The following is a 12,490-nucleotide window of genomic DNA, read 5'->3' as shown; positions in this document are numbered from 1 at the left end:
CGCAAAGTGATCTATACCACCAACGCCATTGAGTCGGTGAACATGAGTTTGCGCAAGATAACCAAGAACCGCGGCTCGTTCCCCAGCGACGAGGCGCTGCTGAAACTGTTCTATCTGGCGCTACGCAACATCAGCAAGAAATGGACGATGCCGATCCGTGACTGGAAAGCGGCACTGACACGCTTTACGATCAGCTACGAAGGCAGGCTGCCACAGTAGTAACCCCATCCCCGGTTACACAGAATTCTGCACACCCTCCCGAAGTCCAGGCTACCGGCGGTAATAACTACCTGCCGTTGATCTGGAAGCATTTCAGGTCCCATCGCTCGCTGTTGTTCCGTCTCAGCCACCTTCTCCAACTGGAGCCCACGACTCAGGATCGGTCGCTGGTTCAGGCACTTCAACTGATACAGGACAGCGAGAATTTGCACCGCGAGTGGATCGACGAGCACGTCGACTTGTCGTTTGCGTCGGAGCGCTGGGTCAAGGTCGTTCGTCGTTCTGCCAGTGAGGGGCCACCGACCAACCGGCGCTATCTGGAAGTTTGCGTATTCTCCTACCTGGCCAACGAACTGCGATCCGGTGACATGTGCGTACAAGGGTCGGAATCCTTCGCCGACTATCGCAAGCAGTTGCTACCCTTGGACGAATGTCTCCAGCGACTACCAGCCTACTGCGAAAAGATGGAACTGCCTGGCACGGCGAAGGAATTTGTTACCTCCCTCAAGACCCAGTTGGAGGAAACCGCGCAGCAACTGGATGACAAATTCCCCTCTTGCCGAGGGGACGTATCGATCAACGAAGCCGGCGAACCGGTATTGCGCCGAGTGACGGCGCGCGACATCCCGCCATCGGCCATCTCGCTACAGACGGCCCTCATGCAACGCATGCCGGCCAGGCACGTACTCGACATCATGGCCAACATCGAGCACTGGATTCAGTTCACTCGACATTTCGGGCCGATGTCCGGCAACGAGCCGAAGCTCAAAGAGCCTGCCGAGCGCTATCTGATGACCATCTTCGCAATGGGCTGCAATCTCGGCCCCAACCAGGCCGCGCGGCATCTGGCCGGTAATGTCACGCCACACATGCTGTCCTATACGAATCGCCGCCACCTATCGTTGGAGAAGCTGGACAAGGCTAACCGCGAGCTGGTGGAACTCTATCTGCAACTTGATCTGCCTAAGCTCTGGGGCGATGGCAAGGCGGTGGCAGCGGACGGCACGCAGTTCGACTTCTATGATGACAACCTGCTGGCCGGCTACCACTTCCGCTACCGCAAGATGGGTGCCGTGGCCTATCGGCACGTGGCCAACAACTACATCGCTGTGTTCCAGCACTTCATCCCACCTGGCATCTGGGAGGCGATTTACGTAATTGAGGGGCTGCTAAAGGCTGATCTCAGTGTTGAGGCAGACACTGTGTATTCAGATACGCAGGGGCAATCGGCGACAGTTTTTGCCTTCACCCATCTGCTGGGCATCAACCTGATGCCGCGTATCCGCAACTGGCGTGACCTGGTGATGTGCCGGCCGGATCGCGGCGCGTCGTACAAGCATATCAACCGCCTGTTCACCGACACTGCCGACTGGCACTTGATCGAAACCCACTGGCAAGATCTGATGCAGGTCGCGCTGTCCATCCAAGTCGGCAAAATCTCCTCGCCTATGCTGCTGCGAAAACTCGGCTCCTACAGCCGGCGCAACAAGCTCTACCATGCGGCACAGGCGCTGGGCAGAGTGATCCGTACGATCTTCCTGCTCAACTGGATCGGCAGCCGCGAGTTGCGCCAGGAAGTCACCGCGAACACCAACAAGATCGAGTCCTACAACGGTTTCTCGAAGTGGCTTTCGTTCGGTGGCGACGTGATTGCCGAAAACGATCCGGACGAACAGCAAAAACGTCTGCGCTACAACGACATGGTGGCCTCATCGGTGATCCTGCAGAACACCGTGGATATGATGCGCATCTTGAAGAAATTGGCCCGAGAGGGTTGGCAGTTCACCGACGAGGACGTGTCGTTCCTCAGCCCTTACCTGACCAGCAACGTCAAGCGCTTCGGCGAATTCAACCTCAAGCTCAACCGGCCACCGGAGCCTTGGATCAAGGACTTGGTGTTCCAACAAGCTGCCGGCTCGCTGCGGGTGATCACCCCTCGCCAGCTAGATACCGAGAAAACCACATGATCAATGTTCCTCCCGCATCCTTTCGCGTTACACCGTACGGCGAAGTCGATGCAGTGGCGTTGGAAAACTTGCGCGACGGCTTCGACACCCCTCAACTGCTCCGGCTGGTTGATCGATTGGACGCCTGCTCGCTAGAAATGGGCGGAACCACCGCCATTCGCGATGAGCTGCTGAGATTGCATGCGATGGTTCTGACGATAGTTGAGGGCATCGCTCTTACGGTGCCTGCCGAGAGTGCCTGTATCTGGGCAGAGGCCGAATCTCTACAGACGGATCTTGAGGCGCTGGCTTTTGCACGGTTCGGTATTCATCAAAATGAAGCGGCCGAGCATCGAACAATGGAGGCATAGGCTAGGCCAGCAGGCGGTATCTGCGCGAGCTACTTTTTCAGCAGCTCGCTTCAACATACATACGACCTGACATACCAGAGAACCTGACAGAAATGTAATGGTTACTCCAGCCTTTGGTCAGGACGCTTTGCATATACTGGCTGTCAGACGCTGCAAGCATTGAAAAACCGCAAATGTCCCTGCAATAGGCCAAGTTCGTCGCTAACCAATCCTTAAGGTGCCCCGTATGTCCTCTCAGCAGTGCCATCACCAGCCCGACCAAACGAAAGGTACTGCAGCACTCACAGACCCCGTCTGCGGGATGAAGGTGGAAGAGGATAGCGAGCATCAAGAGCATTATCAGGGAAGCACTTACCGCTTCTGCAGCCAGGGTTGCCAGTCCAAGTTTCGTTCCGACCCTGCTCGATATCTCGCTGCACCGCAGGCTCATGGGACCTCCTCTCGGGCATCTACCCCACCCGCACAGAAACCACCCGCCGGTGATGCAACGACAGAGTACACCTGCCCAATGCACCCTGAAATCCGCCAAATGGGGCCAGGTGATTGCCCTATTTGCGGGATGTCATTGGAACCGCTGATTCCTGAACTCGACGAGGAGGAAAATCCTGAACTCAAGGACTTTTCGAAACGATTCTGGTGGTCGCTGCCCCTGACCGTAGCAGTGACACTGTTGGCCATGGCGGGACATGCGATACCGCTGTTTCACGGGGCTAGCCAGAACTGGGTTGAACTGGCCCTCACGACCCCGGTTGTCTTGTGGGCAGGCTGGCCATTTTTCGCGCGCGGTCTCGCCTCGGTCAAACATCGCAGCCCAAACATGTGGACCTTGATCGGGCTTGGCACGGGGGCTGCCTATATTTACAGCGTCGTAGCAACCCTCTTACCGAGCATGTTTCCAGAGTCATTCACAGTAGGCGGCCGGATAGGCGTTTATTACGAAGCCGCCGCGGTGATCATTTCATTGACTCTGCTGGGCCAGTTGCTGGAATTGAAGGCCCGCTCGCAGACGTCCTCGGCAATTAAGTCCCTGCTTGGCTTATCACCTAAAACCGCTCGCCGTATCGCCAAAGATGGTTCAGAGGAGGACATCCCGCTCACACATGTTCATGAGGGCGACCATCTGCGCGTTCGTCCTGGTGAAAAGGTACCCGTTGATGGAGAGGTATTGGAGGGCGAGAGCGCCGTCGATGAATCCATGCTAACGGGCGAGCCGGTTCCGGTGACGAAGCGGACAGGCGATTCGCTTATCGGCGCGACGATGAACACGAGCGGCTCGCTTGTCATGCGAGCCACTAAGGTTGGCTCCGGGACCATGCTTTCACAAATCGTCCAGATGGTTGCGAATGCACAACGCTCCAAAGCACCCATGCAGCGAATGGCAGACACGGTTGCAGGTTATTTCGTGCTGACGGTCATCGGTATCGCCTTGCTGACATTCTTTGCATGGGGCCTGTTCGGGCCTGACCAGGGCTGGGTATTCGGCCTGATCAATGCAGTTGCGGTTTTGATCATTGCTTGCCCTTGCGCACTTGGCCTGGCAACGCCTATGTCGATCATGGTTGCCACAGGCAAAGCGGCTGGAAGCGGTGTGCTTTTCAGAGACGCAGGCGCCATCGAGAATGTCCGTAAGGTAGACACGCTGATTGTCGATAAAACTGGAACGTTAACCGAGGGCCGACCTGTTTTCGATCGGGCGGTAGGCGTCACGCCGTTCGATGCTCAGGAAGTCATCCGTTTGTCTGCCAGCTTGGATCAAGGTAGCGAGCATCCCCTAGCCCACGCCATCGTGGACCATGCGAGAAGCGAGGGTATTCAGTTGGTAAAGCCAGAGACCTTCGAGTCAGGGTCAGGGATCGGAGTCCGTGGTCTGGTGGAAGGCAAGCAGCTACAGCTAGGCAACACCGCGCTTATGGAGGATGCGGGTGTGAGCGTCGAGCCGTTGAAAGATCAGGCAGAAAAAATGCGAGAGAGCGGTACCAGCATTGTTTACCTGGCTGTTGATGGGGCACTTGCCGGCTTGCTGGCCGTATCGGACCCGATCAAACCGACGTCCAAGGAAGCTGTAGCGCGGCTCCAAGCGGAGGGCGTGCAAGTCATCATGGCCACCGGCGACGGGCTTACCACTGCCCGCGCGGTGGCTCGTGAGCTATCGATCGATGAAGTGCATGGTGAAGTGAAGCCGCAGGACAAGGAGGCGCTGGTGGTTAAGCTACAAGCCCTCGGTAAAGTAGTGGCCATGGCAGGCGACGGAATAAATGACGCTCCGGCTCTCGCTAGGGCTGACGTAGGCATCGCGATGGGTACGGGTACCGACGTCGCGATGAATAGCGCCCAAGTCACGCTCGTTAAAGGTGACCTGATGGGAATACTTCGCGCCCGTACGCTTTCGGTGGCGACAGTTCGCAATATGCGTCAGAACCTTCTGTTTGCATTTATGTACAACGGGTTGAGCATCCCGATTGCTGCAGGTCTGCTCTATCCGTTCTTTGGACTGTTGCTGTCTCCGATGATTGCTGCCCTGGCCATGAGCCTCAGCTCAGCATCGGTTGTGTTCAACGCCCTCCGGCTCCGTAAAGCGCGTGTAGTTTGAAGCCTGTCGGCTTAGGCTTCGGTTGCGAAGCGACCGATTGCCTCATTGATTGCTCATGAATTGCCCCGTAAACTGAAAATATGAAGTCCTACATGCGCTCCTTCCTTATCCTGCTGCTAGTGCTCGCGCTTCCGATCAATGGGATAGCGGAAATGCTCATGACGGTTGGATCGTCCGGGCATCACATGATGTCCGATATGGAAGGTGTGGGCGCCATGACGACCGACCACGCTTCGATGGTTGGCGCCGATGATGGTGCTGAACACGAGTGCTGTGAAGCGAATGAGCATGGAACGGCGACCGTCTGCAAGACGGGCCAAGAATGCAAAACTGCAAGTATCCTTCAGCTTGTCTCAATAAAAGCCCAGCTGATGCCTGCTGCTGAACCCGTGACCACTCCCTATAACGGCCTGATCCCCTCTAGCCTTTTAGACGCCGTCTGGCGTCCACCCCGCGTCTAATTCCGATCAAATTATAGGAACCGCCCGAGTGAGCATTCGGGCCGGCTACTGCGCGCCTTTGGCTCGCATGAAAGATCAGGAATCCTTCGCAAATGAAACCCCGTATTTATTGGGCGCCGCCGTACGTGGCCGCCTTGATCATGGGCGCGCTCTCGTTTCCAGGGTTAGCGTCCGCTTTGACCTTAGAACAAGCTCTGAGCGTGGCCGAGCAAGACGCGCCTTCGCTGCATGCGCAAGCCGCCAACCTAGAGGCAGCGCGTAGCGCAGCCATCCCAGCAGGCGAGCTCCCTGACCCAAAACTGAAGCTTGGCCTGCAAAACGTGCCCATTGAAGGTGACGCTCGCTGGCAGTTGGAGCAAGAGGCCATGACCATGCAAATGGTTGGGGTCATGCAAGATGTGCCAAACCGAGCGAAAAGGCGCGCTCGTGTCGAGGCCGCGCAGGCTAGTGTTGCGCTCGCAAACGCCCAGCAAACGGTTGAACGTCTCGGTGTGCGCCAAGCAACCGCCGAGGCATGGATCGCTAGCTTCGCGGTCGAGCAGAAGCTAAGCCTTTTCAAGCAGCTTTACAGCGAGAATCAGCTCCTTTCGCGGGCTGTTGAGGCCCGCATTGCTGGCGGCAGCGGACTAACCGCAGACAGCGTACTTCCGAGGCAAGAGGCAGCATTGCTGGCTGAACAAGAGGATGAGCTGCTGCGTAACCAGGCTGTTGCGCGGGCCGGCCTCCGGCGCTGGATAGGCGAGCTAGCAGGCCAGCCGCTTACAGGTGACTGGCCGCAATGGCTTGCCGCCATTGATAACTATCAGCACAACCTGAACCGGCACCGGGCGTTACTCGCCTTCGACCCGATGACTCGTGAAGCGGAGGCAAAGGTTCACCAGGCCATCGCAGAGAAAACACCGGATTGGAGTTGGGGGATCGACTACCTGCGACGTGGCCGTGAGTACGGCGACATGGTGAACCTCAGCGTCAGCTTCGACCTGCCGCTGTTTACCAGCTCTCGGCAGGATCCGAAGATCGCGGCCGAACGAGCTCGCCTTGCCCAGATCGAGGCTAAGCGCCAAGCGACCTTGCGCCTGTACAACCAAGAGCTGAGTACTGACCTCGCTGAGTATCAGCGTCTGGACCGCGCACTCATCCGCCTCGACAAAACCTTACTACCCCTCGCTGAAGAGAAGGTCCGCCTTGCCATGGCGGACTACCGCGCCGGGAACGGCGAGCTGACCGCCGTGATCGACGCGCGCCGCCAGCTTGTCGAGACCCGCCTGCGTCGTATTGACGTAGCCCGCGACCGATCGCTGAGCAACGCCCGCTTGCATTTCGCCTTTGGAGATACCCGACCATGACATTTCAACTCAAACGGCTGGCCGTCGTCCTAAGCCTCCCGCTGATTATCAGTACGGCGAGCCTTGTCGCTCTGTCTACTTCTGTCTTTGCCCAAGCGGCAGATGAAGGCAAGGAGGTGCTTTATTGGTACGACCCGATGTATCCGCAACAGAAGTTCGATGAGCCAGGAAAGTCCCCATTCATGGACATGGATCTAGTCCCGCGCTATGCCGATGAGGGAGGCGACGGGGCGTCGATGAGCATCGATCCGAGCGTGACGCAGAACCTTGGCATGCGCCTGGCGACCGCAACACGTGAGTCAATTAGCCAATCGCTCGAAGCCACAGGTGCATTGATGTTTGACGAGCGAGACGTGGCTGTCGTGCAGGCGCGCGCCGGGGGCTTCGTCGAGCGCGTCTACGACCGAGCGCCGGAAGACGTCATTGAGAAAGGGGCGCCGCTTGCAGATCTGCTTATCCCTGAGTGGGCTGCTGCACAGGAAGAGTACCTAGCACTGAGAAAGATCGGCGAACCCCAGCTGCTCGCAGCAGCCCGTCAGCGGTTGCGCCTTGCCGGCATGCCGGCAGAGGTCATTGCGCAGCTGGAACGGACCGGTAAAGCGCGCCCCGTCTGGACCGTGACGAGCCCGATCGGTGGCGTATTAGAAAGTCTTGATGTCCGCGAGGGCATGACCGTACCCGCCGGCGCATCTCTTGCGCGTGTCAATGGGCTGGACACGGTTTGGCTAGAAGTTGCAGTACCAGAGGCGCAGATCGCACATTTAGCGCCTGGGCAATCAGTAACTGCGCGCCTGCCCGCTTTTTCGGGCGAAACGCTGGAAGGAACGATCCAGACTGTACTATCGCAGGCCAACCTGGATAGCCGCACTGTGCGTGTCCGGGTTGAGCTACCTAACCCACAACAGCGGCTTCGTCCTGGCATGACGGCCGAGGTGACGTTGAGTCGCAATGTTGAAGATGCCTTGGTCATCCCAACCGAGGCGGTCATTCGCACCGGCCGGCGAGCATTGGTGATGCTCGCTGAGGATGAAGGCCGTTACCGTCCCGTTGAGGTCCGCACCGGTCGAGAATTCGATGACAAAACAGAGGTACTTGAAGGGCTGGAAGCCGGTCAGAAGGTGGTGGCGTCCGGTCAGTTCCTCCTGGATTCCGAGGCTAGCCTACGCGGACTGACCGCTCAGGGTTTGGAGCAGCCTACATCTTCCACCGGTCCTGCTTTGCACGAGGCTGAAGGCACGGTCGTCAGCCTGGAAGATGGCATGGTTGGCCTGTCACATGGGCCGTTCAAGACGCTGAACATGCCTGGGATGACCATGTCCTTCCCGGTTGCCGATCAGTCCCTCTTATCAGGCTTGCAAACGGGCGACCGCGTCCGTGTTGGCGTGCGTGAAAGCGACGAAGGCCTGATCATCGAGCGCATCGAGAAGCTCGGGGGCCAGCAATGATCGCAGCCATAATCCGATGGTCAGTGGCCAACCGCTTACTGATCTTGCTCGCCACTTTGTTTGCGGTCGCCTGGGGTATCTGGTCGGTCAAGAACACCGCTGTCGATGCGTTGCCAGACCTTTCCGACGTTCAGGTCATAATTCGCACGCCATACCCAGGGCAGGCGCCGCAGATTGTCGAGAATCAGGTCACCTACCCGCTGACGACGACCATGCTGTCTGTCCCCGGCGCGAAGACAGTCCGCGGCTACTCCTTCTTCGGGGATAGCTACGTGTACGTCCTGTTCGAGGACGGCACAGACCTCTATTGGGCCCGTTCGCGGGTGCTTGAGTACCTGAGTCAGGTGCAGAGTCGGCTTCCCGCTGCCGCCAAACCTGCCTTGGGGCCCGACGCCACGGGTGTTGGTTGGATCTACCAGTATGCTTTGGTGGACCGAACGGGCAAACATGACCTCTCGCAGCTGCGCTCCCTGCAGGACTGGTTTCTGCGCTATGAGCTCAAAACATTGCCCAACGTGGCGGAAGTCGCGCCCATAGGCGGGATGGTCAAGCAGTACCAGGTCGTACTCGATCCCGTACGCATGGCCAGCAGGGGCGTGACGCAGCAGCAGATTGCAAAGGCGATCGATGAGGCCAACCGTGAAACTGGCGGGAGCGTTCTAGAGCTAGCAGAAACCGAGTTCATGGTTCGTGCGACAGGGTATCTGGAGACTCTCAAGGACTTTCGAGCCATTCCTTTGCGTCTCGACGGCGGCGTGCCTGTGACGCTAGGGGACGTTGCGCATATCCAGCTCGGCCCGGAAATGCGCAGGGGTATTGCCGAGCTTGATGGCGAAGGTGAGGTAGTCGGTGGAGTCGTTATCCTGCGTAGCGGCAAGAACGCTCGCGAAACCATCGCTGCCGTTCAAACCAAGCTTGATGAGCTCAAAGCGAGCCTTCCCGAAGGCGTTGAAATCGTCACGACTTACGACCGTAGCAAGCTGATCGACAGTGCCGTTGAAAACCTCACCCACAAGCTCATCGAGGAATTCATTGTCGTTGCGCTGGTTTGCGCAATATTCCTGTGGCACCTGCGCTCATCTCTGGTCGCCATCGTTTCGTTGCCGATCGGCATCCTGATTGCTTTTATCATCATGCAGCGGCAAGGCATCAACGCAAACATCATGTCGTTGGGCGGCATCGCGATCGCGATCGGAGCGATGGTCGACGCGGCAATCGTCATGATCGAAAACGCCCACAAGCACATCGAGGGCTGGCACAAGCGGCATCCTGGCTCAACTTTGAAGGGCCAAGAGCACTGGAAGGTAATCACTGACGCGGCCGTTGAAGTCGGGCCGGCACTGTTCTTCAGCCTGCTGATCATCACGCTGTCGTTCATACCAGTGTTCACCCTGGAGGCGCAGGAAGGCCGACTGTTCGGTCCACTGGCGTTCACCAAAACCTATGCAATGGCGGCCGCCGCGGGCCTGTCCGTCACGCTGGTTCCAGTACTCATGGGGTATTGGATACGGGGCAAAATCCCGGATGAACACCGCAATCCGCTCAACCGTGGCCTCATCTGGATCTACAAGCCGGCCCTGGATGCGGTGCTGCGCTGGCCCAAGATGACCCTGCTGGTGGCGGTTCTGGTTTTTCTGACTGGCTTGTGGCCCGCCTCTCGCCTCGGTGGGGAGTTCTTGCCACCGCTGGATGAAGGCGACCTCCTTTATATGCCCACTGCACTTCCAGGCCTCTCCGCTCAGAAGGCTTCCGAGCTATTGCAACAGACAGACCGGCTGATCAAAACGGTTCCAGAGGTCGCACATGTGTTCGGCAAGGCTGGTCGAGCCGACACCGCTACCGATCCCGCCCCGCTGGAAATGTTCGAGACGACCATTCAGTTCAAGCCGAAGGATCAATGGCGCCCTGGGATGACGCCTGACAAGCTGGTTGAGGAGTTGGATCGCACCGTACAGGTACCTGGATTAGCCAATCTGTGGATCCCGCCGATTCGAAACCGTATCGATATGCTGGCGACGGGTATCAAGAGCCCGATCGGGGTGAAAGTGTATGGCACTGACTTGGCACAGATCGACAACGCCACCCAGGCAGTGGAAAAAATCGCCAAAACGGTGCCTGGGGTCAGTTCGGCGCTTGCTGAGAGACTGACCGGCGGCAGGTATATCGATGTGGATATCGATCGTGTCGCCGCCGCACGCTACGGCCTGAATATCGCGGACGTGCAATCGATTGTGGCCGGTGCCATCGGTGGTCAAACCATTGGTGAAACCGTGGAAGGGCTCGCCAGGTATCCGATCAACCTCCGCTATGGTCGCGAATGGCGCGACTCGATAACCGATCTGCGCAACCTGCCTATCTACACGCCGCAAGGCAGTCAGATCACCTTGGGGACGGTGGCCAAGGTACAGGTGACCGATGGGCCGCCCATGCTCAAAAGCGAAAACGCAAGGCTATCGGGTTGGGTTTACGTTGATGTTCGTGGCCGCGACATGGCGGCGGTCGTGGGCGATCTGAGGAAAAAAATCAGCGAAGGGGTCCAACTCGAGTCCGGCATGAGCATCAGCTATTCCGGCCAATTCGAATTCATGGAGCGAGCTAATGCGAAGCTGAAGCTCGTCGTGCCGGCTACCTTGCTGATCATTTTTGTCTTGCTTTACCTCACGTTTGCCCGCTTTGGCGAGGCGCTGCTCATCATGGCTACGCTGCCATTCGCCCTGACCGGTGGCGTCTGGTTCCTGTATCTGCTGGGGTACAACCTCTCCGTCGCGACAGGTATCGGCTTCATTGCGCTCGCAGGGGTTTCTGCAGAGTTCGGTGTGATCATGTTGCTGTACCTAAAGAATGCCTGGATCGAGCGCCTTGATGCCGGAGCTCAAAGTGAGGGCGCCCTCCTCGACGCGATTCGCGAAGGCGCTGTGCAACGGGTGCGCCCTAAGGCCATGACTGTCGCAGTAATCATCGCCGGTCTGCTTCCCATCCTTTGGGGCGGCGGGACCGGCAGCGAAATCATGAGCCGCATCGCCGCGCCAATGGTAGGCGGCATGATCACCGCGCCTTTGCTCTCCTTGTTCGTTCTGCCGGCAGCTTACCTGCTGATGCGCCGCCGGCAATTGCGTGTAACACCCCAGCAAGCAACCAACTCCCCTGGAGAACATCTATGAACATCAAGCACATCACCCTTGCCTCACTCTTCCTAGTACCAGTCGCCTATGCCGCCGACAAGGAGCCAATGGACGGCATGCCGATGGATCACAAAGGCATGAACATGCCAATGGACCAGAAGTCGGCGGGACAGACCGCTACAGCCACAGGTACGGTCAAGAAAGTAAACACCGAGAGCGGAACCGTCACCATTGCCCACGGCCCGGTCGAAGCGTTGGGCTGGCCGTCGATGACGATGGGCTTCAAAGCAAAGCCTGATCAGCTCCAAACGCTGAAAGAAGGGGACCAGGTCGAATTCGAGTTCTCCTCGGAAGGTATGGATTCCACCATTACGCGCATCGAAAAGCAGTAAAGAGCAGAAAGCGACCGCCGCAGGCGCGGCGGTCGTACCAACACGAGAATGAAGCGATTACCGCTTTGTAACCTTGGCAACAGCTTCTTGTAAGTAGCAAGCCTTTAATCTACAGGCATCAACTAACCAAGAGGTGCAAACCATGAACCGCATAACCAAAGTAATCGTTCCTTTTATTCTGACCGTTGCTTCCTCGCTTGCAATGGCCGAAGGCGGAAGCGAACGTACGCTGAATCGCTTAAATGATGAATCGCCCCGGATTTCCTAGACACTTTCCAGGCTCAGTAAATGTTGCCTTTCAAACTCTACCGGTGACAGCTGGTTGTTGAAACCGTGTCGGCGTTTTGGGTTGTAAAACATCTCGATGTAGTCGAACACGTCAGCGCGAGCATCCTGCCTAGTGCTGTAGATCTTTCGCCTAATCCGTTCCCGCTTCAGCAGTTGGAAAAAACTTTCCGCTACCGCGTTGTCATGGCAGTTACCACGCCGACTCATGCTACCAAGCAAGTTATTGGCTTTCAGGAAGCTCTGCCAGTCACCGCTGCTGAATTGGCTACCTTGGACGCCCTTCTAAGTGTCAAGTGGATACTGTGCTTTG

The 12,490-nt window shown here is 57.6% G+C and carries 9 protein-coding genes and 2 pseudogenes; 10 read left to right on the top strand and 1 reads right to left on the bottom strand.

The window, feature by feature from the left end:
* The 10 genes and pseudogenes from BM116_RS18075 to BM116_RS19310 form a co-directional block, all read left to right on the top strand.
* A partial coding sequence (locus tag BM116_RS18075; RefSeq protein WP_139222376.1) for a transposase occupies nt 1–219 on the top strand: 219 nt, incomplete at its 5' end.
* Nucleotides 220–260: 41 nt separating this feature from the next.
* Nucleotides 261–2,186 (top strand): annotated as a pseudogene (locus BM116_RS18070) (Tn3 family transposase); the annotation flags it as partial.
* Nucleotides 2,183–2,536 (top strand): Tn3 family transposase post-transcriptional regulator TnpC, encoded by a 354-nt coding sequence (gene tnpC / locus BM116_RS18065; protein WP_083729214.1) that lies wholly within the window; start codon nt 2,183–2,185, stop codon nt 2,534–2,536. The pseudogene BM116_RS18070 and the gene tnpC, both read left to right, overlap by 4 nt.
* Nucleotides 2,537–2,762: 226 nt before the next feature.
* A complete protein-coding gene (locus BM116_RS18060) occupies nt 2,763–5,126 on the top strand; it encodes a heavy metal translocating P-type ATPase (RefSeq protein ID WP_083729216.1) in 2,364 nt (787 codons plus the stop codon).
* 80 nt (nt 5,127–5,206) lie between these two features.
* Nucleotides 5,207–5,587: a hypothetical protein gene (locus tag BM116_RS18055; protein WP_083729218.1), complete on the top strand. Its 381-nt coding sequence runs from the start codon at nt 5,207–5,209 to the stop codon at nt 5,585–5,587.
* A 92-nt stretch (nt 5,588–5,679) separates the two neighbouring features.
* Complete coding sequence (locus BM116_RS18050; protein WP_083729220.1) at nt 5,680–6,933, top strand: TolC family protein; 1,254 nt, start codon at nt 5,680–5,682, stop codon at nt 6,931–6,933.
* Nucleotides 6,930–8,378: an efflux RND transporter periplasmic adaptor subunit gene (locus BM116_RS18045; RefSeq protein WP_003298792.1), complete on the top strand. Its 1,449-nt coding sequence runs from the start codon at nt 6,930–6,932 to the stop codon at nt 8,376–8,378. Before BM116_RS18050 ends, BM116_RS18045 begins: the two co-directional genes overlap by 4 nt.
* Nucleotides 8,375–11,539 (top strand): efflux RND transporter permease subunit, encoded by a 3,165-nt coding sequence (locus BM116_RS18040; RefSeq protein ID WP_083729222.1) that lies wholly within the window; start codon nt 8,375–8,377, stop codon nt 11,537–11,539. The genes BM116_RS18045 and BM116_RS18040 overlap by 4 nt, the downstream gene beginning before the upstream one ends.
* The gene (locus BM116_RS18035; RefSeq protein ID WP_083729224.1) at nt 11,536–11,892 is read left to right on the top strand and encodes a copper-binding protein; all 357 of its coding nucleotides are present in this window, start codon (nt 11,536–11,538) and stop codon (nt 11,890–11,892) included. Before BM116_RS18040 ends, BM116_RS18035 begins: the two co-directional genes overlap by 4 nt.
* 142 nt (nt 11,893–12,034) lie before the next feature.
* Nucleotides 12,035–12,160 (top strand): co-regulatory protein PtrA N-terminal domain-containing protein, encoded by a 126-nt coding sequence (locus BM116_RS19310; protein ID WP_328586215.1) that lies wholly within the window; start codon nt 12,035–12,037, stop codon nt 12,158–12,160.
* On the opposite strand, the pseudogene BM116_RS18030 reads toward BM116_RS19310, so the two are convergent.
* Nucleotides 12,157–12,453: pseudogene (locus BM116_RS18030) on the bottom strand (IS3 family transposase); the annotation flags it as partial. The gene BM116_RS19310 and the pseudogene BM116_RS18030 sit on opposite strands and share 4 nt — an antisense overlap.
* Between the last annotated feature and the right edge of the window lie 37 nt (nt 12,454–12,490).

The organism is Halopseudomonas pachastrellae (assembly GCF_900114765.1).
Lineage (GTDB): Bacteria > Pseudomonadota > Gammaproteobacteria > Pseudomonadales > Pseudomonadaceae > Halopseudomonas > Halopseudomonas pachastrellae.
The sequence above is the reverse complement of the archived record's forward strand: the minus strand, read 5'-3'. Positions and strand labels throughout refer to the sequence as shown.